General features: G+C 34.4%; 23 protein-coding genes. 14 read left to right on the forward strand and 9 right to left on the reverse strand.

Annotated features, from left to right (window positions below):
- Positions 1-21: 21 nt before the first annotated feature.
- Genes BM153_RS07120 through BM153_RS07135 form a run of 4 tightly spaced genes read left to right on the forward strand, consistent with a single transcriptional unit; the run spans position 22 to position 4,406 of the window.
- Complete coding sequence (locus tag BM153_RS07120; RefSeq protein WP_092872179.1) at positions 22-1,041, forward strand: P-loop NTPase family protein; 1,020 nt, start codon at positions 22-24, stop codon at positions 1,039-1,041.
- Entirely contained in the window at positions 1,031-2,242 is a 1,212-nt protein-coding gene (locus BM153_RS07125; RefSeq protein WP_092872181.1) for a TadA family conjugal transfer-associated ATPase, read from the forward strand. Before BM153_RS07120 ends, BM153_RS07125 begins: the two co-directional genes overlap by 11 nt.
- Positions 2,239-3,027: a type II secretion system F family protein gene (locus BM153_RS07130; protein WP_092872183.1), complete on the forward strand. Its 789-nt coding sequence runs from the start codon at positions 2,239-2,241 to the stop codon at positions 3,025-3,027. Before BM153_RS07125 ends, BM153_RS07130 begins: the two co-directional genes overlap by 4 nt.
- A 2-nt stretch (positions 3,028-3,029) precedes the next feature.
- Entirely contained in the window at positions 3,030-4,406 is a 1,377-nt protein-coding gene (locus tag BM153_RS07135; protein ID WP_092872185.1) for a hypothetical protein, read from the forward strand.
- A gap of 588 nt (positions 4,407-4,994) precedes the next feature.
- Here the strand turns inward: BM153_RS07135 and BM153_RS07145 are convergent.
- The 7 genes from BM153_RS07145 to BM153_RS07175 all read right to left on the reverse strand — a co-directional run bounded on the left by BM153_RS07145 (position 4,995) and on the right by BM153_RS07175 (position 11,987).
- The gene (locus BM153_RS07145) at positions 4,995-5,348 is read right to left on the reverse strand and encodes a hypothetical protein (RefSeq protein ID WP_089932555.1); all 354 of its coding nucleotides are present in this window, start codon (positions 5,346-5,348) and stop codon (positions 4,995-4,997) included.
- Entirely contained in the window at positions 5,348-6,265 is a 918-nt protein-coding gene (locus BM153_RS07150) for a ParM/StbA family protein (RefSeq protein WP_092872189.1), read from the reverse strand. The genes BM153_RS07145 and BM153_RS07150 overlap by 1 nt, the downstream gene beginning before the upstream one ends.
- 18 nt (positions 6,266-6,283) lie before the next feature.
- Complete coding sequence (locus BM153_RS07155; protein ID WP_092872191.1) at positions 6,284-6,661, reverse strand: DUF6262 family protein; 378 nt, start codon at positions 6,659-6,661, stop codon at positions 6,284-6,286.
- A complete protein-coding gene (locus BM153_RS07160) occupies positions 6,661-8,550 on the reverse strand; it encodes a tyrosine-type recombinase/integrase (protein WP_092872194.1) in 1,890 nt (629 codons plus the stop codon). Before BM153_RS07160 ends, BM153_RS07155 begins: the two co-directional genes overlap by 1 nt.
- The gene (locus BM153_RS07165) at positions 8,541-10,457 is read right to left on the reverse strand and encodes a tyrosine-type recombinase/integrase (protein WP_092872197.1); all 1,917 of its coding nucleotides are present in this window, start codon (positions 10,455-10,457) and stop codon (positions 8,541-8,543) included. Before BM153_RS07165 ends, BM153_RS07160 begins: the two co-directional genes overlap by 10 nt.
- Positions 10,458-10,600: 143 nt before the next feature.
- Positions 10,601-11,713 (reverse strand): tyrosine-type recombinase/integrase, encoded by a 1,113-nt coding sequence (locus BM153_RS07170; RefSeq protein WP_092872199.1) that lies wholly within the window; start codon positions 11,711-11,713, stop codon positions 10,601-10,603.
- A gap of 40 nt (positions 11,714-11,753) precedes the next feature.
- Positions 11,754-11,987, reverse strand: a complete 234-nt coding sequence (locus BM153_RS07175) for a hypothetical protein (RefSeq protein WP_092872201.1) — start codon at positions 11,985-11,987, stop codon at positions 11,754-11,756.
- Positions 11,988-12,632: 645 nt separating this feature from the next.
- On the opposite strand from BM153_RS07175, the gene BM153_RS07180 reads away from it, so the two are divergent.
- The 7 genes from BM153_RS07180 to BM153_RS07215 all read left to right on the forward strand — a co-directional run bounded on the left by BM153_RS07180 (position 12,633) and on the right by BM153_RS07215 (position 21,451).
- Positions 12,633-13,370, forward strand: a complete 738-nt coding sequence (locus BM153_RS07180; protein WP_092872203.1) for a hypothetical protein — start codon at positions 12,633-12,635, stop codon at positions 13,368-13,370.
- Between the two features lie 38 nt (positions 13,371-13,408).
- Positions 13,409-14,659 (forward strand): hypothetical protein, encoded by a 1,251-nt coding sequence (locus tag BM153_RS07185; protein ID WP_092872205.1) that lies wholly within the window; start codon positions 13,409-13,411, stop codon positions 14,657-14,659.
- A gap of 80 nt (positions 14,660-14,739) precedes the next feature.
- The gene (locus BM153_RS07190; protein WP_092872207.1) at positions 14,740-16,215 is read left to right on the forward strand and encodes a Sau3AI family type II restriction endonuclease; all 1,476 of its coding nucleotides are present in this window, start codon (positions 14,740-14,742) and stop codon (positions 16,213-16,215) included.
- Positions 16,216-17,349: a PDDEXK family nuclease gene (locus BM153_RS07200; protein ID WP_177205609.1), complete on the forward strand. Its 1,134-nt coding sequence runs from the start codon at positions 16,216-16,218 to the stop codon at positions 17,347-17,349.
- A 64-nt stretch (positions 17,350-17,413) separates the two neighbouring features.
- Positions 17,414-18,802, forward strand: a complete 1,389-nt coding sequence (gene dcm, locus BM153_RS07205) for a DNA (cytosine-5-)-methyltransferase (RefSeq protein WP_092872209.1) — start codon at positions 17,414-17,416, stop codon at positions 18,800-18,802.
- A gap of 52 nt (positions 18,803-18,854) precedes the next feature.
- Positions 18,855-19,916 carry a nucleoid-associated protein gene (locus tag BM153_RS07210; protein ID WP_092872211.1) on the forward strand — a complete coding sequence of 354 codons (1,062 nt, stop codon included), beginning with the start codon at positions 18,855-18,857 and terminating at the stop codon, positions 19,914-19,916.
- 11 nt (positions 19,917-19,927) lie between these two features.
- A complete protein-coding gene (locus tag BM153_RS07215; RefSeq protein WP_092872213.1) occupies positions 19,928-21,451 on the forward strand; it encodes a hypothetical protein in 1,524 nt (507 codons plus the stop codon).
- 35 nt (positions 21,452-21,486) lie between these two features.
- On the opposite strand, the gene BM153_RS07220 is transcribed toward BM153_RS07215, so the two are convergent.
- Both BM153_RS07220 and BM153_RS07225 read right to left on the reverse strand, forming a co-directional pair.
- Positions 21,487-23,082, reverse strand: a complete 1,596-nt coding sequence (locus BM153_RS07220; RefSeq protein ID WP_092872215.1) for a relaxase/mobilization nuclease domain-containing protein — start codon at positions 23,080-23,082, stop codon at positions 21,487-21,489.
- Positions 23,031-23,435 (reverse strand): plasmid mobilization protein, encoded by a 405-nt coding sequence (locus tag BM153_RS07225; RefSeq protein ID WP_092872217.1) that lies wholly within the window; start codon positions 23,433-23,435, stop codon positions 23,031-23,033. The genes BM153_RS07220 and BM153_RS07225 overlap by 52 nt, the downstream gene beginning before the upstream one ends.
- 738 nt (positions 23,436-24,173) lie before the next feature.
- On the opposite strand from BM153_RS07225, the gene BM153_RS07230 reads away from it, so the two are divergent.
- Genes BM153_RS07230 through BM153_RS07240 form a run of 3 tightly spaced genes read left to right on the forward strand, consistent with a single transcriptional unit; the run spans position 24,174 to position 26,540 of the window.
- Entirely contained in the window at positions 24,174-24,275 is a 102-nt protein-coding gene (locus BM153_RS07230) for a Flp1 family type IVb pilin (RefSeq protein ID WP_092872219.1), read from the forward strand.
- A gap of 3 nt (positions 24,276-24,278) precedes the next feature.
- Positions 24,279-25,727: a DUF5702 domain-containing protein gene (locus tag BM153_RS07235; protein ID WP_092872221.1), complete on the forward strand. Its 1,449-nt coding sequence runs from the start codon at positions 24,279-24,281 to the stop codon at positions 25,725-25,727.
- Positions 25,728-26,540 (forward strand): TadE family protein, encoded by an 813-nt coding sequence (locus BM153_RS07240; protein ID WP_092872223.1) that lies wholly within the window; start codon positions 25,728-25,730, stop codon positions 26,538-26,540.
- Position 26,541: the final 1 nt, after the last annotated feature.

Below are 26,541 nucleotides of genomic sequence, written 5' to 3' on the forward strand. Positions count from 1 at the left end.
TAATTTTAAATAGGAGGTAACATGTATAAACCATTACTGGCGATTTATGATGATGAAAGCAGGTATTTAAAAGCATTTACAGACTTTGTGGCAGCAGATAATAATTACAATTTTGAATTTGTATTTTTTAGTGTAAGGGATAAATTTATTGAATTTCTCGAAAAAAAGGAATACGACCTGCTTTTAATAAATGCAAATCTGGCAGATGAGGAAATTATAGAAAATATAGAATACAAAGAAGATAAGCTTATACTTCTTTCAGAAGGGGGCATAAAGGAGGAGTTTTTAAAATATCCTGTTGTTTATAAATATCAGCCTCTTAAGAATCTGATAAAGGAAGTCATGAAGGAATATGCCCAAAATTCAGATTTTTTAAACTACAGTTTTGAGGAGGAAAAGACCAAAATATACGGAGTATATTCTCCCGTAAAAAGGTCCATGAAAACTTCCTTCGCCATAACTTTGGGTATAAGACTTGCCACAAATAAAAAAGTTTTATACATAAACCTTGAGGAATATTCAGGTTTAGATGATGTTTTAGATATTGATAACAGCGAGGATATTCTGGATTTGATTTATTTTTCCGGAAAGAAGAAGGGCAACAGTTTGTTTAAAATGAAAAGTATGTGCCAAAACTTTAATGGAATGGATTTTATAAGTCCCGTGAGATTTCCGGAAGGGTTAAAAGATATTTCTGATTCCGATTTTAAAGAATTATTTGAAAAGATAAAAAAATGTAGGGAGTATGACTGTATAATTATAGATTTTGGAGACCGAATATGTGACAAAATGTCCGTATTTTCCATGTGTGAGCGGATTTTTACTCCGATTTTGGAGGATTATTTGTCCCGAAAAAAAATAGAAGATTTTGAAAATTATTTGGTAAATACCGGACAGGAAGATATTCAAAAAAAGATTCAATATATGTCTTTACCGGCAATTAATATAAATGCTTTTGGAAAAGAATATTTTGATGTTTTATCTCAAAGCGATTTTGGAAATTATTGTGAAAGAGAATTTGGTGAGCTTGATGGAAAGTGAAAATAAAGAAAAATTTGAAACAATAAGGAAAAATGTTTTAGAAGAAATCGAAGCTTTGCGTCAGATAGATGATGAGGAAATATATTTAATAATTGATAAAAAGATTACAGAAGAATCCCATAAAAGCTATATTTCTTTAGAAGAAAGACACCGGTTAAAAGAGGCGGTTTTTAATAATATAAGAAAGCTTGATATTCTTCAGGAGCTGGTGGATGATCCTACAGTTTCGGAAATAATGGTAAATGGAACAGAAAGTATCTTCATAGAAAGAAAAGGGAAAATAAAGGAGTGGGAAAAGCACTTTGATTCTAAAGAAAAGCTTGAAGATGTAATTCAGCAAATTGCCGCCAAATCCAACAGAATGGTAAATGAAGCAAATCCAATCTCTGACAGTCGCTTAGAAAATGGTTCCAGGGTAAATATAGTATTAAATCCCATTGCCATAAACGGCCCTATCATAACTATAAGAAGATTTCCGGAAAATCCCATAAATATGGAAAAATTAATAGAGATAAATTCCATCACTAAAGAGGCTGCTTTGTTTTTAAAAAATCTGGTTAGATCCGGATACAATATTTTTATAAGTGGTGGTACAGGTTCAGGAAAAACCACATTTTTAAATGCATTATCAGCTATGATTCCCCAGGATGAAAGGGTTATAACCATAGAAGATTCGGCAGAATTACAATTAATTGGTATTAAAAATCTGGTAAGACTGGAAAGTAGAAATGATAATTTTGAAGGGAAAAACGGTATTTCCGTAAGAGACCTTATAAGGTCAGCTTTGAGAATGAGACCGGATCGCATTATTGTAGGTGAAATAAGAGGTAGTGAAGCCATTGATATGTTACAGGCCATGAATACAGGACATGACGGAAGTCTTTCCACAGGACACGCAAATTCCACTAAAGATATGCTTTCAAGAATTGAAACTATGGTCCTAATGGGAATGGATTTTCCTTTAGCTGCCATTAGAAGACAGATTGCATCAGGAATAGATATAATTGTTCATTTGGGAAGAATAAGGGATAAAAGCAGGAAAGTGCTTGAAATCTCGGAAATTACAGGTATTGAAAATGATGAAATAGTCTTAAATCAATTATTTGAATATTCTAATAAGGATGAGAAACTGGTTAAAAGAAATGACCTGAAAAATAGGGAAAAGTTCTATCAAAGGGGAATTGGAGATGATTTGATTTGAAAATAATAAAAAAAATAAAAGATAAGTTGGATTTGAATAAAAATGAGGATGATTACGAAACTTATATTTTTACAAAAAATGAATGGATAATGTTTTTTATGGAAAGCGAAGGAATAATAGCTTTGACTGCCTTTCTTTTTTACAAAAGTTTTATAGCCTTTATTATTTTACAAATAGCTTTAATCTTTTTATATAAAAGAAAAAAATCCCTGAAAAAAGAACAGCGGATTAACAATCTTACTATTCAGTTTAAAGATGCCATTAATTCTATGTCTGCATCCTTAAATGCCGGATATTCTCCGGAAAACTCCCTGATACAGGCCTTAAAGGAAACACTTTTAATATATGGAAAAGACGAAATTATCTGTCTTGAACTTATGAATATGAAAAAGGCGTTAAAGGTAAATGAAAGAATTGAAGATTTGTTTTTGGATTTGGGAAGGCGCAGCAATGTGGAAGATATAAAAATTTTTGCAGAAGTTTTTTCCAAGGTTAAAAGAAACGGGGGAAATTTGAACGCTGTTATTAAAGACACTGCAGATACTATTAGCCAAAAGGTGCAGATTAAAAGGGATATTTATACATTAATGTCTCAGAAAAGATTTGAACAAAAAATTATGAATGGAATTCCTTTTTTTATTATTTTTTATATTAATATAAGCTCTCCGGGATTTTTGGATATTTTATACGGGAATATTTTGGGTATAGCTGTTATGAGCATTTGTCTTTTAATATATTGTATTGCCTTTATTATGGCTGAAAAGATAATAAGGATTGAAGTATAGTAATGGAAAAATTTATAAATAATTTAAGCGGTAAAATCTATGAAAAGTTTTTTGTAAAATACATATTTAAGAATGATTTTGTAAAGAATGACAGCCTGTTTTCAAAACTTAAGATATTAAAACCGGAAAAATCCACAGAAGAATTAAAAAAAGATTTTATATGTGGAAAACTAAATCTGGTTTTAAAAATATTGTTAATAACTTTCCTGCTTAGCTTTATGGCTTTGCTTGGGGGAATTGTTTCCTCAAAGGTAGAGGGAAATAAAATAGAAAGAGGTGATTATGGAGAGGACAGTGAAGAATATAATTTAAAGCTATATGATGAAAAATCAAAAAAGTATCATGATATTGATTTTTATGTTTCCTCTAAAAGCTATTCAGAAAAAGAATTTGAGAAATTATGTAAACAAAATGAAAAAGCAATTATAAAAAAATTTATTGGAGAAAACAAAGACAAAAATCATATTAATAAAAAAGTGGAATTTTTTGACACTATTATGGATGGACTTTTTGAAGTAACCTTTAGCCTTGAAGATTTTGAGCTTTTAGACAGCCAGGGAAATATTGAAGAGGAAAAGGTGGGTGAAAAGGGGAAGAAAACTAAAGTTTATGTAACTTTAGACTATGAAGAATTCTCCTATAATTTTGACTTTGAAATAACAGTTTTTAAGCCTGAAAGTGATAGTGTTGGTGGCTTTTTAAAAAAGATAAAATCCCAACTTTTAAAGGAAGACTCATCATCAAAAAGCAATTCGTATTTTTCATTGCCAAAAAAAAGCGGAGATAATAACTTAAAATGGAAAGAACCTTTGGATTTTACCTGGGTTAAAATCTTTATTTTGGGAATTGTGCTTTCTATAGCTGTCTATATAGCAAAAAACAAAGAAATTGAAAGGCAGATGGAATTCAGGAAGAGGCAAATGCTTATTGATTATCCTGAAATTGTAAGTAAAATCACAATTTTCTTATCTTTAGGACTTAGCGTTCCCACAATCTGGAAAAATATAATCAAAGAGTATGAAATACAAAGAAAAAATGGCAGAGAAGTAAGATATGCCTATGAAGAAATGCTAATAAGCTTTTATGAAATGGAAAAGGGAATGTCTTTACCGGAAGCTTTAGAGCGTTTTGGAAGGCGGTGTCAGATTCACCAGTATATCAAGTTAAGTGCATTGATTTCACAAAATCTTAGAATCGGCTCTAAGGAGATAAAAAAACTTCTTTCAAAAGAAGTAATCGATTCCTTTGAAATGAGAAAAAATCTTGCCAGAAAAACGGGAGAAGAGGCATCAACAAAGCTTCTTATTCCCATGGTAATGATGTTAATGGTGGTAATGATAATAATTGTAGTTCCCGCTTTTATGTCATTTAATTTGTAAATAAAAATTTTAATGTGTTTAAAAGGAGAAAAAATGTCAGCAGTAAAAAATTTGGTAAAAAGATTTATGAAAGAAGAAACAGCCATAGGAACAATTGAAATAATTTTAATTTTGGTAGAGAAGTACTTTATCTCTTATTCATTATAGAATCTGTAGAAAGAATATATCTATATGTCTGTATCATATCCATCCTATCAATCAATATATCAGTATCAATAAGAAGGGGGTCTTTAATGTTTACTTATAAAGAGTTACATCTCATTGATAAAGGTTATTTCAAGGTACTTAGGTATCCTGTAGAGGATAACTTCATTGAGATTCAAAGTAAAAATACAAAGGATTCATGGATCATTCAAAAGAGGAATCCTGCTTATTCAGAATATCCTATTATCCTGTATCATAAACATCCAGGTCAGAAATATTATCATAGGCATTGGCAATGTTACAACGTATCACAATGCATCAGATCCATTAAATCCCATGATGAATATTCCCTTTTGAGGAAGTGGAATGAACGTTTTATTAGACGTCCTAAATATAAGTGTGTGTAGGACTCTTGTTTCTTAAATTCATGTTTTTGCTCCTTTATTAAAATGATAGTATATCAGCCATTACATCGCTGATATTTTCATCTGTAGCTGGTTCTGGGGTATCCCATGTTTCGGGGCCGGAGGAAACACAAGAAGAAGGATTAGCCTCTGTAGTTCCCGAAACAATGGTGATGTTACCGCCAAGTCTAGCTACGATTTTGTCTGCTAGTTCATCAAGTGGCAGTTCGTTTGATGAATGGTTGTTATGACGCTCTGCAAGTTCATACAGAGCTGTCACAACCATTTCATTGGCACTGCTAAAGCCGTATTCGGCATAGTTAGAAATTGCCTTTATTGCCACCTGATCTTTGTGTGTGTCATAGAATCTGATGGTTTTGGCAAAGGATTTCATTACTTTAATCCTCCGTTTCGAATCTGGTAGCGAATAAGGTCTTCATAACCTTTCACATTGATATGAACATCATCGATTACAGTAGCTTTTGGATACTTCTCAGCATCAAGGAAGTTCTTAATGATTGTAGAACCACCACCGATAAAGATAAGCTGAGTTGTATCAAGGTTGAACTGTAAGGCGCGAAGCTGTCCCATAATGTCTTCCACGTAGGTTTTAAGGTCGTTCTGAATGACTGTAAGATACTTAGGTGGAAGATCAACGCTTGAACCGGTAATCATTACATCCTTAAGTAAGATTTCATCTGCTTCACCGTTAAACTGCTCTCTTAGGTGTTCGTTGATTTTGTGCATACATGTAATGGTTCCAAGAGAAAGGCTCTTGCAGTTACCAGCATCAGCTTTTCTCTCACGGATAGGCATGATATCAATCGTCCAACTTCCAATGTCGATAACAACAGCAAGTCTGCTGAATTTGTTGATATAATTGACGATTCCGGCATAGCCCTGTGGATACACATTTATACTTAAAAGGTTGATGCTATAGGTTACATCTTCATACTTGAAAACAAGTTTACGATTGCGCTTGTAGTAATCAAGCATAGGTTCTTTTTCTGCTCCCATACGTGTAAGTGGTACACCTACACCAAGATGGATGTCAGCCTGAGTCATGCCCTGCATCTTAAGTTCTTCTGCGATAGCAGCTTCGGTAAGAACGAGCATGTCCTCATTGTTCATTTTAGATTCCTGAATGGTAATCTTAGGATTGCCAACTGAATAGAATCCCTCATTTGTCTCAACCACCATGCTTGAAATAGGTGGCTTTGTGGAATGCTTAATCACTCCACTAGAAAATACTTTGTGCGATGTTTTTGTGTTACCAAATCCAACGTCTACTCCAATAATTAATTCACTCATGTTTAATTCCTCTCTTTCTTATAAATTGTTAACTAGGTCAAATTCTGAAGAGCTTTTCTTTTTAAGCTCAGCAGTTAATGTTTCAATGTTCTTTTCTAAAGAAATAATTTTTAGCTTTAGTAACTCGTTTTCTCGTCTGGTAGCTTTTAGAAGAGACGCTTCTTTTCTGTTAATAAAGACTTTTCCGATTTGTAAGGTGATAGCATTTGTAAGTGCTTCGTGAACATCTTTATTTTTGTAGAAGTAGTCTCTAGAAAAGCCAGTGCGTCTTACAAGTTCTGCGACAGTGACTTTTTCGCCATCCTCAACCATTTCTGAAATTGTGGTAAGGGAAAGATTTAGCATAGCTTCAGATCTGTCGTGATTGCTTTTTACCATGTTTGTGTAGTTTGCCATTAGTTCCAACCTCCTTTGTATTTATTAATGGTTTTGTCCTTTTCTTCTCTAAGTTTTTTAGTGCCTTCAGCAAGGACTTTACTTGTCATTCTGCGGTAGTGCTTAACAGATGAAGTATTGGCATGTCCAAGTAATTTGGCGATAATAGAATCATCAAGTCCCATATCACAAAGTCTTTTTCCATAAGTCTTTCTGAAAAGATGAGTACTTACAGTAAAGAGTTCTCCGTGGTCATCACGTAAGTCGTTTTCAATAATCATGCACTGTACTCGGTAATACATTGCTCCATAGGTCATAGGCTTATCGGGATTATTGTCGTCAACAAAGATATAATCTCGTGGACCGTAATGTGATGTTGTGTAAGCGATGGCGCTTTCAATAAGGTTTTTAATGTCATCGTTAATAGGCTTTCGATAACTTCTGTTAACCTTGGCCTGGTGAATGGTGATGTATAAGTGTCCGTTTTCATCTTCTCTAATACAATCCGTTCTTAAGGTAAGTGTCTCAGAGATTCTGCAACCTAAGATTTCATGAAGAATCATTAATCGTCCGGTCTGAGGATCTAGAGTTTTAAATCCTCTATTTAAAGTTTCAAGCTCGCTATCCGTATAAAAGCGAAAGACTGGAATATTGTTCTTTGGAATATCTTCAGGGAAGAATAATTTCGTAAGAGAATATTCATCTATTACAAGACCTATGGTGGCTAATATATTCTTTAGAGATATAAGCTCTGAGCGATAGTTCTTGCGTCTAGTATCTTCCGTATTTAGGTAAATCAAGTAAGATTCAATTACCTCTCGATCAATTTCGGCAAAGGATTCTATTTGTGGGTAATCCCTTGCAAGATATTCGGTGAAAACATTAATTACATGTACATCATTTACTGCTGTTCTTGCAGAAACTTCCTTGAGACGAAAGAGAATAGCTTTCTTTGTTTCAGCTTTCATTTTGTCTTGAAGGATGTTCTCAAAATTGATGCTAGCAATTGTGTTAACCGGAGGACGCCTGACGGGAAAATCAAGCCTATCCAATATCCATATATCATCCTCAAAATGGAATAATCCGTCATCATAGGTAAAATAAGAAAGTATGGTCTTTAGGTACTTAAAAAACGGATGTATCTTTGTTTCTGGATGTAACTTGTTTCTCTTATTACTGGTAATGGTTAAAGGTATCTGATGCTTCATAGCCCAAATTTTATATTTTCTAATACAGCTATCTTTGTCTAAGTCATATAAAGACTTGATGGATGGATAGGTATCGCATAAAAAGTCAGCTATGTGGCCAAAGCATCGTCTTTCATTGGTCATACTGGTAAATGATAATTCCTTTCCCCTTGCAGTAATGAATTCTCGAAATTCTTCTATTAAGGATGACGGCAATACATTTAAGTTGAAGAAATACTCCGGATGATAATGTGCGGAGGTTTGCTTCTTCTTTGGAATGTCTTTGTAGCAGTCAAGGTCTCTATAGAAGATGAAATTGTCCTTAGGTAAGCAATAAAAATGTGCTTGGCTTATATAACGAATAGCAGGATGTAAGACAAAACCATCTATCTGCTTTCTTCTAGGGTTAATGTCTTTGTCATGGAGAAAACCAATCATTCTTGCAGTAGCTGCTTCAACATCAAGGTCTAACATAGATTCAAGATCCGGATAATAAGTGGTTATGAATTCAGCAAAGAGCATGTAGCTTCTACGGTCTATGTAAAGACTTAAAAAGGTTAGTGTGTTCCCTCGCTCTAAGATAAAAGGAGCTAACTGTTCTTGGAGAGAAAGCGTTGGAAGTAGGCTTAAATCAAAGCCATACTCCGGTTTGTAGTAGTCGGATTTTAAGTCTTTTTCCGTTAGGTGCTTATAGCTGTTAAATTCTTTAAATTTTAGTTCCATTGAATGTCCTCCTTATTTTTGGTAGCGAAGTATTCTTCGTTTAATTTGTCTATCTTATTTGGTAGATGGTCAATGTAGTGCTTGGTCATGTCTTCGCTAGAGTGTCCTAAGTATTCTCTGATGCACTGAATATTGGCGCCATCGTTGTAAAGCTCCGTGGCAAGTGTGTGTCTGTAGCCATGGGGTTTGAACTTATAGGTTTCAGATATTCCATACTTGTCAAAGAGAATATTCATCTGCTTTCTGAAGGTTCCGGAGCGGTAAGGCCCAGTGGTATGTGGAGCCTTAAAAACATATTCATCGGGTGCGATGTTGTTTCGTTTGATGTATTCTGTCATCAGGTCGTAAAGTTCTGTTGGTATAGGGATTCGCTTTTCTCTTTTGGCTTTGTTCTGATAGATCAAAAACCAAGCGGTTGAGCCATCAAAGAGGTAAGCATTTCCTTTTATTGCGCAGACTTCATTTACTCGAATACCTAAACACCAAAGATTTAAAAACATTAATCGAAGCTCCTCAGGGAAGTATCCCAGTACCTCGAAAACCTTTTTTTGATCTTCCTTTGAAACGGAAATGTCGTTGTGTTTGTAAACCTCAAATCCTCTGTATTTTTCAAAGTGAAATCTAAGAGGCTGTATACATTCTTTTGCTTCTAAGTAGTAAATGAATTTAGAAATCTCACCTAGGTGCGAATTTATAGTTGCAACACGGACATCTTTTCTTTGCAAGTAATTGATGTAGTTTTCAAGGTCTGCCTTTGTAAGCTTAGTAAGGTAAATGCCATTTTCATCGAAGTAGAAAAGCATTCGCTTTACATTGTTGTAAATCATGTAAATAGATGTAATTGAAAGTCTCTGAGAAAGACCAAGTAGGTATTTCATGTAGTCTTTCAGTAAATCAAGGTTTTCTGTTATTTCAACATCATCAAAGTAGAATGCTTCACGTGGATTTGAAGGATTTACTCTTCCTTCGGTAAAGGAGAAGCGCTCTAAAAACCAAGCGGATGCATCCCAATCAATTGATGGTGCATTTAAAAATGTAAACTTTCGTATTCGCTTAAATGCAGCTCTAGAACATGTGGTGCTCTTTATTGGTAATGTATTTAAGTACTCTATAAATCCTTCTACTTCAGCATTTGTAACCTTTGAAATATCATCAATTTCATGCTCAACGCAGTATTTGTATAAGTACCAAAGCGGAGTAATACGATTCTGAAGAAGCATATGTGTAGTTACTTTGTCTCCGTCTTCAAGGTCGTATTTTAGTAATGCAAATACCTGACGCTTTAAAACCTCAGAAACATTGAGCGAAAAATCAAAGAAAAGCGGTTCCTTTACCTGCGTATATTCAAACTGCTTTGCAATTGCGATGTTCGGATGATATGTAAGGTAAATAAGCTTGTTCTCATAACGAAGTACATGTGGATGTAAATCATTCATTGACTGCTCAATGGCATATAGCTTTGCTCTATCGATGATCTTTATATATTCGATTCGCTTTGCTACAAAGGTGTTTGATATGTAGCGTTCAAACTCTACTCTGTCGACTGCATCAATATCAGCTAAGTCGGTGATGTTTCGTAATGCAAGGAAGAACTCCAGCTTGTTTCGCTTGGCTCTGTCCTTGATGACTTCTTTTAACTCAGGAAAAGACTTTCCTTTTAAGCGAATTATCATTTCAAGAGCTGATGCAAAGTGAGCTTTCTGTGTGTCTGTAATTGTTGTACAAGTCAAAACCATGTTGTAGAAATCAATTGCAGTATCAAGGTCTACGTCATCTAAGGAAGTAATTCTTCGATTCAGTAAGAAGCCTTCAATTAAATCAATACCGGTAGCTTCTTTGTATCCAGTGCGAATGATTTCCTCATGGACGTAAGAGTATTCAATTTGAGCTATTTTCAGTGCGCCCATAAGGCAATCTCCTTTCGTGTAATGTTTTTCTTTAGGATGCTTAGCTACTGCTCTTGGCTGTAAGAGAATCTGTCAAGCCGGGGTGAAAATATCAGTAGGTAGGCTTTACAGATGAACGAAAGCCATATCATAAGTGCGGCATCCTAAAGGAAGTCGTTAATGTCGACAAACTTCATAGATTCAACGAAGTAGTTGTCGTTTGCTTCGGCAAGCTCGTCATCTTCAACATTTAAGTAGGCTTCTGTAGTAGCAATGTTTTTGTGTCCTAAAGAAGTTGAAATCTGTGCCATGTCCCAACCAGCTTTTCTTCGCTCGTTAGCAAAGTAGTGTCTAAGCATATGGGAATGTCCGCTAATACCACATCTCTTTTCTAGTCTTTCAAATAGGGAATTTACTCCACTTAAGGTAAGGGGCTTTCCCTTGGAAGGACCACTTTCAGAAACAAATAGGTAATCAGTGTTCTTTCGAAGCTCGGTCGTATCAGTTAAATAAATCATGAGAAGATCAAAGGTGGAGTTAGAAATTCTTGCTCCACGTTCTTCTGCGTACTTTGCATAAGCTCCGTTTGGGTTTGTTTCTCTGTAGCGAACAAATACTTTCTTGTTTTCAAAATCAATGTCTGTCGTATATTTAATTCCTAAGATTTCACCGATACGAAAACCGGTTTCTTCCAAAAGAAGAAGTAAGAGCTTGTCTCTTTTGGTATGTGCTGATGAAATCAAAGTGTGTAAATCATCTTCTGTAATACTCTTTGCATGATGTTCTTCTCTAGGAAGATAACCATGAAAAGTCTTTACTGTCTTTGCATACCGAAGTCCAATGGAGTTGGTATATACAAAGGTGGAGTCTCTAAGTACCTTAAGTGCAGTGCCGTTGTCATATTCGAGGATTACGAAATCATAAAAATCGAAGATGCTTCTTAAGTAGTCGTTTGCAGTGTTGTTGTCAGGACATTTGCCTGATGTAGTATGTCTGCCGGCTCTTATAAAGTGTAGGTAGCTTGTGAAATGCTCCTGCTGTTCAAAAGCGGAAAGTGAAAGCACTTTGTTAACGGTAAGCTTGTTATCTTCAAGGTAGTTAAGATACCAGGTAAGCTTTAGCGCTATGTTCTTTAAAGTCTTCTTCTTTCTGCCAAGATTCTTTTTGAATTTTAGATACTTGGTAGGAAGTGGAACAATTGAGTTGTTGGAAGTGTCGCGGATGATAAAGTACACGATTGTTCCATTAGAAACTGAATCAACGATGTATCTGCTCAATCCGCATCACCTCCCTTCTCAATCATTTGCGAATCAGAACCTACGCTGATAAGTCATCTTCTGTGAATGGCTCATATCTTTTGCTTAAATCAACGCGCTTAATCATATGGACGGTTTTGTAGACGTAGCCAAAATCCATGAGATCTAAGTAAAGCTGGCCGTTTTCTTCCTTTGTGACGAAGCCATATTCATCAGCAATGGAATTCATTTCATCCATTGATAATTTGGTAAGCTCGCAAAACTGCTTTGGTGTAACCCAAATGTGTCTAAGCATATGTGTGTCCTCCTTTCTTAAAATTTGTATGTAAACTCCAGTTGGAGTTGATACCAAAAGTTCTTAAGTGATATCACCTGCGGATATCATGGAAGAAGTGGTAAGTGTGGATGCTGTATCAGGTAAGCATTTATAAGTGATTGCATCCGATTTACTTCTTATCCCTCTACCTTATATTTGGACCGAGTCAGAACTGATTACTAAAAAACTCGTGTAAATTTTTAAAATAAATTTCAAAAAATATATGGGCTTATGCCCTTTCATAAAACATATGGGACAGTTCCTGTATGAATCTGCAGAAATATATCCCTCTATATACATTTGGGGGTCTAAATTGCTCATTACTAAACTGAAGCCCCAAATTTTTTCTTACACCCTATATATGGGTTGATATTTCATTGATTACTAAAAAATAAATCAATGTTTATAGAATATAGAATGGAATATATTCTATATATCTTTTATTAACATTATACACAGAAAATACAGGAATGCAACAATAAAATATATTCTATAACGCAATAGAATATATTTTAGAATATAGAGAGGCGCATTTGAACGGAGTTTCGAGTAGAAATAAAATATATTTTAATGGGACAAAAAATCGATTCCGTAGTATAATAGGGCTTAAATGGAGGATTACGCATGAAACGAAGTGTAGAACCAGATTTTAAGTTTGATAAAGATAAATTCGGCGAAGCATTGATGGCTGCAATTGGTACAAGAACTGTCGCGCAGTTTTCAAAGGATGCAGAAATAAGTTATGCATACTTAAGTAAGTATAAGAACCTGCGCGAAGATAAAACGCCAACACCGCAGACATTAAAAAAGATAGCCCTTGTATCACAAGGCCCATCTTATAAAGAGCTTTTAGAAGCTGCCGGATATGATTCAGATAAATATGAAGGTGATGATATCAGTGCGACTATGGTAAATAGTGAGTGGTCACCAATGAACACTCTTCTACCAACACTTTGTAGAACTAGCTTCAAGTGGCAGTTTGTAAGTGATGGAACAGCCGGTGCACCACTTTGCGCAAAGATTGAAGGTGCACCATTTGAAAGTTGGTACTTCATTCCGGTAACAAAGGATAACGTAACAAAGGAAGACATCCTTGGCATTCTCGGAAGCAAGGAAGCTGAGGTAATAAGTTCAGATTCAAAGGTTACATTCCTTACAGCTAGAGAAGACGTTTTCAACCAGATAAAAGACATCGAATTAAACCTTATATCGCTAAGAATATCTGTAGCACTTGTGAATAAGATTGATGGATTGATTGGTGATGAAGCTTACTTGAAAACAAGCGTAGAGATAACGGCTAGGGACGAAGTGTACCGATTAACGGACAAGGGTAATGATACAATTACTCCGTTATCTTTATAAAAACAGAAATTGTAGATTATTGGAGGTTGTTTGGGGAAATGGCAAGATGTTGCTTTAATAAAGAATTAAAAGAAATATATCGATGCGAATATGAAATTACTGAGGAATGTATTACTGTTGATATAGAATATGACGTTTATACAGAGAATACGACTGGGATAATTTCTTCAAATGATATTTTTAAAGAAAGAGATATACTGATAGTTGATTCTGCTAAGAAAAAGTCTTTTTTGCTAAAAAATGCAATATTTGGTGGAAAGAATAGTAGGTTTGGGACAATAGATTCGATAGATGCATCGAGGTTTTTTTCATACGAGTATTTTGAAGCTGGTGATGGTAATGCTCTGTGTGACCTGTTTGGTGCTTTAAGCGTAAAATCATTAAGAATATATAGTGAAGCTATTAATGATTATTATTATCATCCGAGTGTAGTAGTTAAGGATACAGATGATACACATGAAATACTATTGCAAAAGGAAAGAAAGGAACAGAGTGTCATTTTAAATGACCATAATATTGAAAAAATTTATTTGGGTGATGATTGGCATTCTGTTAGTAATAATAAGTCTATTTCTATAGATATAAATGGATATTTTGGAATGTCATTTATAAATACTGTTGATCATACAGAAATCTATAAATATATTCGTGAAGTAATGATATATATGCAGCTATTTTATCCAGGGAAATTTATTATTAAAAAAATGTCTTTGGAGATAGATGGGAAAAACTATTGGTATGTTTCAAAAAGCACGAGACAAATTAAGCATTCGTCAAGAATTATAGATTTTTCTGTTAAGGATGATATGCTGACTTTTTTAAAAAATTGTTATATCAAGATGCCTTATAGAGATACTGAAGGGGCAACAAGAAATATTCCATATGTTGTTATGAGACCATATAGGAATATTGAAGACAATTTCTTGATGTCGTTTAGATTTCTTGAGTATTACTATAAAGCAAAGAATCCTAAATGGAAAAATTGGAAGGTAATAAAAGAAGCAATAAAACATCATTATAAGGATAAAGAGTTAGATAAAAAAACAATAGAAAAAGAAGTAAGAGAAATAGTTGCTCTTAGAAATCATTATGTTCATAGTGGGTATTATATTCATGAAACAAATCTTTTGGTTACTTACAAAGAAGACAATGTAAAGAAGGAATATTACGTTGAGGCTAATGTCTCGTGGCTTCGTGATAGGGTGGAAATGCTTTATAACCTTGTGATTGATATTATTTTTACAGAAATACTCGGGTATCAAGAGTATAGCTTTAGAAATGTTTTTTAGAGAAATGACTTCGAAGCATTACTTGTGAAATAGTAATTTTTCTATTAGCAAAGAATTGTTAAAACAGTAGGTGATTAGAAATGTTTGATGCAAAGCTTGGATATGATCCGGCTAATCCGGAAAGTATAGCAGATTACGCGGCTCGGTTAGAGGAAAAGACCTTTTTAGACATAGTACATGAGAAGGGACACGAAAAAAATATTGAAGGCTATGCCAATAAGTATAGAAAGGGCGGGTTGGGAAATCTCTTAGAAGAAATTTATTTTGGGTATAAGGCAAATTCAAATCAGGAAGCAGATTTTGCAGAAGCAGGGGTTGAACTTAAAACAACACCTTACGAGGTTACAAAAAAAGGTGAGTTGAGAGCGGGGGAAAGATTGGTCTTAACTATGATAAATTATGATGGGCCAATCGAAATCGATTTCTATAAATCGCATGCTTGGGAAAAGATGCGTCTAATCTTGCTGATTTATTATTGGAGAAATAAGCAACTAGAAAGCAATCTTTTATATAAGATTAAGTATGTAAAACTTTTTACACCACCAGAAACCGATTTAGAGATTATTAAGCGAGATTATGCATATATAGTTCAGACAATAAGAGAAGGTAGAGCGCACGAATTGTCTGAAGGAGACACTATGTATTTAGGAGCTTGTACAAAGGGGGCAAACGCGGAAAAGAGTACAGTACCACAATATTACGGAGAAAATATTCCGGCTAGGAAAAGAGCGTTTTGTTTTAAAAACTCATACATGACATATGTGCTGAATCATTATATTGCTGGCAGGTCATCTGATAATTCAATACTTAAGGATTCAGAAACAATTAAACAAAAAAGTTTTGAAGATATTCTAGAGGAATTGGTTTCTAAATATATTGGCATGTCAGATAAGGAATTGTGTGACAAGTTTGGCAGAGAGTACAACAATAATAAGGCACAATGGAACGATTTGGCATATAGAATTCTTGGCATTCGAGATGAACACGCAGATGAGTTTGAAAAAGCCAATATTAGAGTGAAGACAATACGAATTGAAGAGAATAATAAAATCAGAGAGAATATGTCGTTCCCCCCTTTCAAGTTCATGGACTTAGTGAGAGAAGACTTTGACGATTCAACTCTTCATAATTATTTTGATGAAACTCGTTTATTCTTCTTTGTATGGAAAAAGGATGGAGATGTATATCGAGTAAAGGGTTGCCAGCTTTGGAACATGTCGCATGATGATTTGGATGTCACGGTGCGAAATGAGTGGGAAGAGTACAAACGAATTATTCAGTATGGTGTAAAGTTTACAAAGGTGCTTGATAAGGCTGGAAAAGTAAGCTTTAAAAACAATTTGCCAAATAAAAGTGAAACTGAAATTATTCATGTTAGACCACATGCAATAAAGGCTGCATATAGGTTTAATAATGGGGAGGAATACGGAAACGTCGATAGAGATGCGAATATTCTTCCGAGTGGTGAATATATGACTACACAGAGTTTTTGGATTAATAATGATTATGTCCTTAAACAATTAAAATGTATAAAAGAGGAAGGTGAGAATATTTAGATGGCTGGATATGTAATGACACTTGGGAAAGATGCTTCTGAAGCATTAAAGAAATGTTTTGAAACAGGCATCTATAGTACAAATCTAAATGTTCCAGGAAAGGATACTTGGAATACCCCAAATGAGGGAACCTTTGCAGATTACCTGAGCATGAAACCCGGTGATCATATATATTTCTTTACCGATAGAAGAATATATGGAATTGGTGAATTGATAAATGTAGGGGAAGACTGTAAGTACTTGAATTATAAAGATGCTGATAAACCGAGAGGAAATCAAGGCGTCGCGTATGCGAAGTTAGATACGTTGTTGGATAAGTCATATTCAGATTGCAACCGTGTATTTTGCACTTTTAAACCGTCTCCGCTGTTCTTTAAAAAAGGTGTAGAGATGGACGATGCATTAAATAGTAATCCAGATAAATTTAGGATGTTACGTGCAATGTGGAAGGTTTCTTTTATCAAAATAGATGATGAAGAAGATAAAGCATTGCGAGATATTATTCTTAAACGAAATGAAGAAAACTTGTTAAATAACGAAAATATCTTTTTGTTCGATGTTGAAACGCAAAATGATATGAGAGATAGAATAAAGGCATATCATAGATTTAGTGCATATTCTATTTTGAGTAAATGTGCTTCAGAAAATAAAATAGGACATGAAATGGCTATAGAAGCTGCTTTATGTAAAATTCTTTCGAGTGAGAACCACCCGATTTTCGGAGGCCCATGGGATTATATCTCACATCAAGTAGTTGCATCTCCATTTAAACCAGTTGATTACATGGATAAGATGGATGTGTTTGGATATCGATATATTAAAGGATATGACACCATTTCTAAATATATAATTGTAGAGATAAAAAAAGACGCAGCAACCTCAGAAGTAATTGATCAAATTATGAAGTATGTCGACTGGGTGAATATTGAGTATGCACATGGAGATTACTCAATGATTGAGGCATATGTGGTTGCTAGTGATTTTTCAGATGAAGTATTAGAAGAAAAAAAGAAGGATGCTATTCGTGGATATGTAAAAGGATATCGTCCAGCAGAATCAAGTTTGTGGAAAAATCTAAAACTTGTTAAGTATTCATATGAAAATGAAGAGTTGAAGTTTGAGGACGTTAACTAACTGTTGATCAAATATTACCTACTTGCTATAATTAAAGAAAAATAAAAGAAGGAGTTATTCATTAATGAATAAGACAGTTTGCGAATTATTTGCCGGAGTCGGAGGTTTTCGATGCGGATTAAATCATATACATTCAAGCGATGAAATTAAAGAAAAAGATAAAAATTGGAAGACGGTATGGTTTTCTCAGTGGGAGCCTGCAGACAAGAAGACACAGTGGGCCCACGATTGCTACGTGTATAATTTTGGAACCTGCCTTGATAATGATGGAAATGATACAACCAATATTAATATCGAAGAAGTGGACAAGACAAAACTTCCGGATTTTAGTTTGTTAGTCGGAGGATTTCCTTGTCAGGATTATTCTGTTGCTTCATCATTAGCCACGTCCAAGGGTTTGGAAGGAAAGAAGGGAGTTTTGTGGTGGTCAATTAGAGAAACATTGGAAGTCAAAAAACCGCCATTTGTGTTGTTAGAAAATGTAGATCGATTGCTGAAATCGCCAGCTAGTCAGAGAGGAAGAGATTTTGGTATTATACTGGCTTGCTTTAGAGATGAAGGATATACCGTAGAATGGCGTGTGATTAATGCTGCTGAGTATGGATATCAGCAAAGGCGACGTAGAACATTTATATTTGCTTACAAGAATGAGTTAAAGTATGCAAAAGATGTTATCAATAGAATTAATTACATAGAGCAATATGGAGATGAAATGCATCGTCAGAGTGCTGCGAAGATGATTTTAAAAGAAGGATTCTTTGCACGTACTTTCCCAGTGAATGATGTTGATAATAAGAAAATCAAAATTGAAAAGTTGCCAAGTGGAATAGGAGAACTTTCTGAGAGTTTCAGCTTCGGGTTTGAGAATAGCGGAGTGATGATTGATGGTGTTATTTATACAGTAAAAACTGTTCCGAATTACCATGGAAAACAAATTACGCTCGGAGATGTAATGGATCAAGGTGATGTGGATGAAAAGTATTTTATTCCTGAAGAAAAGCTTTATTATACATATCCGGATATTACACATAGTGATGAGTCTATGGGAAAATTGCCTAAGGAACAACGTCAGACCTGGCAGTACTTAAAGGGTGCAAAAAAATTGCCGAGAAAGGCAAAAAATGGGCATGAGTATGTTTTTTCCGAAGGTGCTATTCCTATGATAGATGCTGAGGATAAGCCGGCAAGAACAATGCTTACTTCTGAGGGATCTTTTAGTAGAACCACGCATATTGTTAAAGATAAGAAAACAGGAAGAATACGTTTGCTTACTCCAACAGAGGCAGAACGTATTCAAGGGTTTCCAACAAATCATACAAAATACGCTCTTGTAAGCGGTGAAAAAATAGAAATGCCGGTGAATAAGAGGCGGTTTATGATGGGGAATGCCTTGGTCGTTAATCTTATTGAACAGATGGAACCACTTCTTGATGAGATAGTATGTAGAGAGTAAAAGTAGTAACTATAATAAGTATAAAAACTAAAGAAAAAGTAAGGGGAAATAAATGGACGTTTTATTTAAATCATATCAAGGAATAGATGTACTTGGAAACAGAATTACCGATAGAGATATAAACGAGGAATTTGATCAAGTTATTTCTGAGATGTTAGAAAAAATCCTTGGGAATAAATCTGAAAAAAGATATGAAATAGAGCATGCTGGAGCAGAGGTTGCTGGTCATGTTGAAAATATCGCTAAAATTGTGAATGCTGATGAGAATGCAGAAGAACAGTATAAAGAATATGCTGTATTAATTGCGAATAGACTTTTGCGTGAAGAACGAAGAGTTCAGGAACGTATGGAGCATTTGAACGGAGTTCAGAAAGGAAGTTTAATACAAGCCTTATTAAGGAGTGATGGTGGGAAGACTAGATATCTTATTGCAAAAGTCGAACATCTGAAATATGTTGATGAAAACGATTTAGTTTTAAAAGCAGGTTTTAATCCAGAGGAAAACAAGATTTGGAAGACTGCCATTTTTGATGTAGACATATTTGATGATGAAATAGAAGTTACAAGGGCGAAAATCTATTTAGATCATAAAGCGGTGTATTGGACGGATCAGTTTCTTGAATTGACTCAGATTTTAAATGATGAAGTAAATACAAGAAGAGCATGGAAAGCAATAGAAGGAGCATTAAAATCTAACTTGCAAAAAACGAAGCCGAGCGATTATTTCGCTTTACGTAATGCTGTAATTACGTACTTCAGAAGACCTAGAGTTATAGATTATAATAATATGTTGGATGATATATTCAATCATTATGAGCCGATAGATGCATCAGAAGACGATATAAAATCTATTACAGAATTATTATTAGAGTTGCCAGAGAAGAAAAATTTTGATACTAATTTTACAAGTAAACCAGCAGAAATTAAGGCAAAGATAAAAAGTGTATTTAAGGTTAATAGTGATGTTGAATTGGTTATCAAGGCAGGGGTGAATGTTGAAGATAATAATATTAGTTCAATGATTAGTACGAATGTTACCCCAGAGGGAAAGCGACAAATTGTGATAACTACAACAGATGATGATACGTTTAATACGTTCAGACGTCTTCATTAGGAGGGGAAAGTATGAGTGATATATTAGGAAATCTTTTGTTATCACTTGGGTTTGGCAATGATGCTGAGAAAATAAATGAAATCAATAAAACAGTTAATGTCTCTTTTAGTGTATTAAAAAAAGATATTCAGTTTGATAACATAGATGATTTAATTAAAGCATTTCCATCACGAGATTTGTTGAAGATTGAGATAAGAGATGAAATTGACAATGTTATTTGCCTAGATAATAAAGAAAGAAATTCTGTCCAACAGTGGAAAGAGCAATGGGATGATTTTGATTCAGATGATAAACTGAATGTTCAGGTGCTAATTGAAAAGACGATAATAGACAATAAATTATCTGTCTATAAATTAGAGGCTTTCAATAAACACTTTCTTGGTCTGGATATTATTAATATGATTAAGTTCATAGAAGATGATATTAATAATGGTAATCAGTTAGTGTTTGAATTATATGACTCGGATATGCTGCTTGCAACTAAAACATTGGCATTTAAGCCAGTTAGTAATACTTCTGAGTTTCAAAAGATAGATAGAAAAGAGAAAATTAAAGAGGTACAAAAAAACAGTTTTGCGTTTTGGAAGGGGGAATATCTTCCGTTGCCGGATGATTTTCACTTTATTATAGATAATCAAAACAATCCATATAAAGAAAAATTTGGGATAATTGAAACTCTGTTAGCAATTGTGTGTATTGCTGATAATGTACATTTTTTTGACGATAAAATAACTTGTCAGATTTATGGAAAAAGGATGAGTGTCATAGATGTAAGATTCAGTGAACTAAAGTATAATGAAACTTTATTTGATATATATACTTGGATATTTACAGAGGGCAATATTGTAGATAAAATTTCGTTGGCAAGAAACCTTTTAAGCTTGCATTGTAGATTGATATTGCTACAAAATATTGATGAACAAACTTTTTTGTCAATCAAAGCAAATTTTGCTATATACCAAAAAGAGAATGTTGATAAGTATATAGAAATAAAGAATAAATTAACGGAGTTTTTGGCTAAATTAGTTGATGATTCTAAAGAGGTGATACTTGGAATAGTTAGCGATATCGGAAAAAACATGGTTGCTTTTTTTTCATTTGTTTTGACGGTGTTTGTAACTAGTATTATGTCGGAGAAAGGATTGGAGAATATTTTTACAAAAGAGGTTACGGCTTTTAGTGATTTCTTTATTGTTTGTTCATTTGTTTATATTGGGGTAACATGGTGGATTACAAATTTTAAAATTCAAAAATTAAGAGATTCATATGAAACGATGAAGGAAAACAATTCTTTCTTTAAAGGAACAAAAGAGTTTGATGAGATTTTTGATGATAGCAAAGTGGATAATACTATACTGGAAATTAGAAGATACAGACGAGTGTTATTCTTAATATGGTTTCTCGTTGTTATATCCGTTTTGGTAATTGTAGAAATATTGAGCGAATATGGGGTTTGTAAGTTTATAGGTTCTAGTATAATTGAATTGATAAGGACTATATTATCAATAATTGGGAAAATAAATATATGTAAATAAAAAATGGCCTGGGCGATTAAGCCCAAGCCACTTTTTTATCTTCTGCGATTGCGTTTTACAATGTTGTGTTCAATCGGCTGACAGCCATGAGATTCTTCCAAGGATTTCATTGTGGAAGGTACATTGTTAAGCATACTGTCAGCAGCGGCGAGTGCGCTTGTAAAGCTTCTTGCTACTGTTTCTTTTGTTAACTCAAATTCATTTGAGGTTAAGGCTCTTAGCATATCGGCTTCTTTCTCTGGGCGGAAAATATTCCGCTTAGACTGTGCTAATGCAAGAATCATAGGCGAAGTTGATTTGATTAACTCAGAAAGCTCATCTAATAACTGGTATTCTTCTCTGTATTCAAGAGCTATTTGCTCATCAATCCAAGAATCCTTTCCCTGAGATGGAAGGTACTGGGTTCTAAGCGTGTGATCGATTGCGGCAATTCTAGCTCGGATATCTTCGATGTGCTCTGCTACCCTATCTGCTTCTGTTTCAAGGGTATTGCTCTTTAGTCCATTTCCGAAACCGAAAGCCCTAAGCTGTTCAAGGCAGTGACTAAAGGCCTCGCGGAGCTTTTTACTCCAGTCAACGATTCCTCTAGTTCGTTTCGCTGTTTCATCAACTCTTCGGTCAAGTTTCTCAACTGGCAATTCTCTGAAAGTGCCGTTGACAGGCTTTCCTCCAACTGTGCTATTCTTTTCTGCTGGCGTTCTATGATCTGCATCTGGGTTAGCGTATTCTTCTGTAGCTTCTCGTACTGACTTTTCCAATATTTTGCGTTCTCTGCTTCCTTCGTCTGCGATAGCAGTCCGCTCTGCTTGAACTGTTCTGTTTCTGTTAAAAGCATTTTCTAAAACCTCCTTTGATAATTCGATACTATATGTTTCTGCTAAGTTCTTATCTCGAAATGACTTGCCGGATTCAATGTGTGTAAAGGTAATGTATTTTCTGTTATCTTCCCACTTCACTTCGTATCCGAGCTCTTCCATCTGTGAGATAAATTCTTCTTTGTTTGTGGCAGTGGTCATACAAGCAAGTATGGCGCTGATGCAATCTGTCTTTAAACTCTTCTTTCCATTTGTAGTCATAAGACGATAATCTCTCTTATCGTAGGAACGGATAGTTCCTTCCTCGATATCAGATCCATCAAAGTGTTTTCCTTTTACACAAACAGACAAACCGTGAGCTTCACAGATTTCATCATTTATCTTTTTCATTTGTTTAAAGTCCGCTTTGGACAGATGGACTTTACTTCCATCAATACTATTTACGGAATTTACTACTACGTGGCAGTGACAATGATCGGAGTCGATGTGGCTCGCAAGAGCGCAGGTAAACCCGGGAAAGCATCGTTCAGCCCATTCTTTACCAACAAGTAAAGTCTCTTCTGGAGTTATCTTTTCATCTGGATGAAAGGATATGACGAAGTGCTTATACTGTCTTCCACCAGTCTTATTCCAAAACTTCTTTGTTTCTTTGAACTGCTGATACACAAGATTGGCAGTAACCTTTTCTTCAAAATAATCTCCGGTTACAAGCTTAAGCTCTTCAGTGACTTTCTTATCTTTGTAGATATAGTCAAGGGTGTTACTTAATGCTGCTGAAGATTTAGCTCTCGTATTAATAGCTTTAACGACTGACATAGTGGCAATACCTCCTTTCCGGTTTCATGTACATCGTTTGCAAGTTCTTTAAGTTCATTTTCATTTGCTGGCTGATTATATGTGTTTGCAATCTTGGCCATCTGGTTACAATTGATGCCAATACCTTTGAACTGATTTAAAAGTTCCGTAAGCTCAGACAAGAGCTTCGGGATATCTTTTAAAGCTTCAGGATTGGCAAGTGTTGCTCCTAGTGTTGCGTTGATAAGGTAGGTCTGTTTATTCAGACCGGATTCTGTTACTAGTTTGGTTAACTTTCGATACTCTTCATCGTTCATATAGAAGTTAACCTGATGATTTCTAGTTCTGTGTTTCTTTGTTGCTTTTGTTCCCATGCGTATCATCTCCTTTCAAAATTGTGCGGAACAAATCGATTACAAATGATTGGATTGATAGGATGGAAACATTCCATTTGTGAGCGACCGGGTTATCCAAAAGGGGCGGAGCTCCTTTGGTGGGATGCAAGGGCAGAGCCCTTAATTCTCTTAGTAGGGAATGGGATAAAACCGATGGGACAGTTTTCTGACTGTTATTAGGTCGGTTTTTCGTCCATTACCGGATAAGAGGATGTGCTCTAGGGGACGGGGGAATGAAAGTCTCCAGTGGGTTCCAAGGGCTAGCCCTGGCAAGCTACCGAAGTGAAACGAGGGTACCACGCGACTAGGAACGATAGTGACTAGTCAAAGTGGGTAGCTTGCCTATTATTCTGAAAATATAAACAGGGCTGCAGATAATCTGCTGTAGATATGCCCTGTGAGTAACAAATCAGAATAATGGTGGTTTGGTAGGCCGCTGTATTCGTTGAATAAGTGGAATTGGCACACGGATGTGTAGTCAAATTCCGCTGATAATTTCATTAAGCGGACTACATGCCGTAATCTCCAGTTGGATGAATATGATTATTAGAAAGACCAAAGTAGCTGATATCAGTTAGATATCTATAGGTGATATCACTTGGATATCAGTAGAGCTTCTTTGGCTTGAACAGAGTTCTTAAATAGATATTTGATATACACTGTAGAATCTGTGCGAGTGCTTTTCTTTCTTTACTTCCCTGGGGGACAGGGTAATTAATGGTCATGCTTATTGGGCTTGTGGTTATTTTTAAGAATTCTCTTACAAAGTTGATGAATTCTATATTTAAGACCATTACAACAAGAGCAGGAAAAATCTGATTTATGAGGAAAAAAGGATCAATTACCGTTTTTCTTAGCCTTTTACTGGCAGCAGTTTTGGGGGCTTCGGCCTCCATCTGCGAATTAATAAGAATAAAATGTATTGAAACAAGATATGAGGAAGTTATTCAAAATGCCGGAAATTCCTTACTGGCTTGTTTTTGCCCACTGCTTTTAAAAGATTATGACCTCTTTTTTTTAGATGGTGGATTTGGAAAAAATACCGTTGATTTAAATTTAATGAAAAAAGAGTACAAGGCTTATATTGATGAAAATATTTTTCCTTTTGAGGGTATGGGTCTTTCAAAGGGAGGAAATCTTTTGCAGTTTAAAGTTAAAAATATAGAAATTAAGGGCTGTGAAATGGCAGTTGATAATAAAGGAGAAATTTTTAGAAAAGAAGCAGTGGAATATATGAAGGAAAGCAAAAAAATAAACTTGATTAAGGATATTTTAAATTTGTCTGATAAGAAAGAAAAATATGGGAATTTTGATGCTTCCAAAGAAAATGCAGATAAAACTCTGTCCTTAATAAGTGATAATGAGCTTCTTTCAAAAGTAATGGATATTATTGGGGATTTTAAACTTATAGATACAGTTGATATGGTTTTAAAATCAAAAAGAATTTCTGAAAAAAGCATTGATAATACAAAACTTCCTTCTTTGGATAAAGCTTTAAACAATGAAGAAGATATAAATAATGGTGATAAATCTCTAATTTCCACGGTTTTATTTGATGAATACATATTAGAACATTTTGGAAATTATACAAATAAAAAAGAAAAAAATCTTGATTATGAAGTTGAATATATATTGGCAGGAAATATGGAAGACAAAGAAAATTTAAGAGAGGTAATTAACAGGCTTTTAGTTTTAAGACAGCCTTTTAATTATGCCTATCTAAATGGTGATGTAAAAAAAAGAGAAGAAGCAGCAAAAAAAGCTGCCCTTATTGCCACATTAACCATGCTTCCCGAGTATGAAGAAGCTTTTAAGCAGGTAATATTATTTTACTGGTCAATGAAGGAAAGTGTGGATGATGTAAAAAAACTTCTTGATGGAAAAGAAGTTCCACTTATTAAAAAAAGTGAAAATAAAAATGCAAAAGAAGACATAAATGGAAAAATCAATCTGGAAAAAGATAAAGAAAAGAAAGAAAAAGATAATGGTCTAAAAATGGATTATAAGGCATATTTACATCTTCTTTTGTTATTGACGGATGAAGAAACGAAAACCTTAAGAACCATGGATTTAATTGAAAAAAATATTAGTTCCAATGATGAATACAAAAATTTTAAAATAAAAAATTGCATTTATTCCTTTGAAATATCTCAGGATATTGTAACGAAAGGAAGATTTATGCCCTTATCAATGTTAGATAATGCTTATTTTGGAAGAATTAATTCTTCTTTAGGAAGAGCATTTTCTTATAAATCCCAGGGAGGTTACTAGGTGCTTATTAACATAATAAATAAAAATAAACAGATTTCTCCACATTTTAAAAGAAAAGCATCCTTAACTGTGGAAAGTTCGCTGGTGATGCCTTTGTTTTTATTTACAATTCTTTTGTTTATTTACATAGGAGAATATGTATCTTTGCAATCAGAGGTAACATCGGCGGCTTATGGGGTTGCCACGGAAATTTCAGAGTATTCTTCGTTATTAAAAAAAGCCAATGTTTCCCATGATAAAATCCCTGCAGGAATTTTAACTACAGCTTATGCAAAAAACAAAATTATAAAAGCCGTAGGGGAAAACAGAATAAAATATTTTGTTAAAAACGAAAAAAATGGTATGAAATGTCAGATGAATATTAGTGATGATATTGATATAAAAGTAAATTTTTATTTTAAAACCGGGGTCTATAATTTTTTTGGTTTAAATAATATGAAGGTAAGCTGTCGGGCCAAAAGCAAGGCCTGGACCGGAAAAATTTACAGGATAAAAGATGATGATGAACTGGTTTATGTAGCTGAAAACGGTGTGGTATATCACCGCCTGCTTTCTTGTACTTTTATAAAACTTTCCGTAAGACCTGTTTTGTTTTCAGATATATCAAATGCAAGAAACAGAGCAGGAGGAAAATACTACCCTTGCGAAAAATGCAAAATGAAAAAAATAGAAAATGGAATTGTTTTTATAACAAATGATGGAAGCAGATATCATACTTTTGTTAATTGTAGCGAAATAAAAAGGACTATACACAGCGTACCACTGGGAAAAGTACAGGGTAAAGGTATATGTTCAAGATGTGGTATGGAATAAA

The sequence above is a fragment of the Acetitomaculum ruminis DSM 5522 genome, assembly GCF_900112085.1.
In the GTDB taxonomy this organism is placed as follows: Bacteria; Bacillota; Clostridia; order Lachnospirales; family Lachnospiraceae; genus Acetitomaculum; species Acetitomaculum ruminis.

Bases quoted from the DNA above. Each gene is read 5' to 3' on its own strand.
- BM153_RS07120 (WP_092872179.1), top strand. From the start codon at position 22: ATGTATAAACCATTACTGGCGATTTATGATGATGAAAGCAGGTATTTA.
- BM153_RS07125 (WP_092872181.1), top strand. From the start codon at position 1,031: ATGGAAAGTGAAAATAAAGAAAAATTTGAAACAATAAGGAAAAATGTT.
- BM153_RS07135 (WP_092872185.1), top strand. From the start codon at position 3,030: ATGGAAAAATTTATAAATAATTTAAGCGGTAAAATCTATGAAAAGTTT.
- BM153_RS07145 (WP_089932555.1), bottom strand. From the start codon at position 5,348: ATGAAATCCTTTGCCAAAACCATCAGATTCTATGACACACACAAAGAT.
- BM153_RS07150 (WP_092872189.1), bottom strand. From the start codon at position 6,265: ATGAGTGAATTAATTATTGGAGTAGACGTTGGATTTGGTAACACAAAA.
- BM153_RS07155 (WP_092872191.1), bottom strand. From the start codon at position 6,661: ATGGCAAACTACACAAACATGGTAAAAAGCAATCACGACAGATCTGAA.
- BM153_RS07160 (WP_092872194.1), bottom strand. From the start codon at position 8,550: ATGGAACTAAAATTTAAAGAATTTAACAGCTATAAGCACCTAACGGAA.
- BM153_RS07165 (WP_092872197.1), bottom strand. From the start codon at position 10,457: ATGGGCGCACTGAAAATAGCTCAAATTGAATACTCTTACGTCCATGAG.
- BM153_RS07175 (WP_092872201.1), bottom strand. From the start codon at position 11,987: ATGCTTAGACACATTTGGGTTACACCAAAGCAGTTTTGCGAGCTTACC.
- BM153_RS07180 (WP_092872203.1), top strand. From the start codon at position 12,633: ATGAAACGAAGTGTAGAACCAGATTTTAAGTTTGATAAAGATAAATTC.
- BM153_RS07185 (WP_092872205.1), top strand. From the start codon at position 13,409: ATGGCAAGATGTTGCTTTAATAAAGAATTAAAAGAAATATATCGATGC.
- BM153_RS07190 (WP_092872207.1), top strand. From the start codon at position 14,740: ATGTTTGATGCAAAGCTTGGATATGATCCGGCTAATCCGGAAAGTATA.
- BM153_RS07200 (WP_177205609.1), top strand. From the start codon at position 16,216: ATGGCTGGATATGTAATGACACTTGGGAAAGATGCTTCTGAAGCATTA.
- dcm (WP_092872209.1), top strand. From the start codon at position 17,414: ATGAATAAGACAGTTTGCGAATTATTTGCCGGAGTCGGAGGTTTTCGA.
- BM153_RS07210 (WP_092872211.1), top strand. From the start codon at position 18,855: ATGGACGTTTTATTTAAATCATATCAAGGAATAGATGTACTTGGAAAC.
- BM153_RS07215 (WP_092872213.1), top strand. From the start codon at position 19,928: ATGAGTGATATATTAGGAAATCTTTTGTTATCACTTGGGTTTGGCAAT.
- BM153_RS07220 (WP_092872215.1), bottom strand. From the start codon at position 23,082: ATGTCAGTCGTTAAAGCTATTAATACGAGAGCTAAATCTTCAGCAGCA.
- BM153_RS07225 (WP_092872217.1), bottom strand. From the start codon at position 23,435: ATGGGAACAAAAGCAACAAAGAAACACAGAACTAGAAATCATCAGGTT.
- BM153_RS07230 (WP_092872219.1), top strand. From the start codon at position 24,174: ATGGTCATGCTTATTGGGCTTGTGGTTATTTTTAAGAATTCTCTTACA.
- BM153_RS07235 (WP_092872221.1), top strand. From the start codon at position 24,279: ATGAGGAAAAAAGGATCAATTACCGTTTTTCTTAGCCTTTTACTGGCA.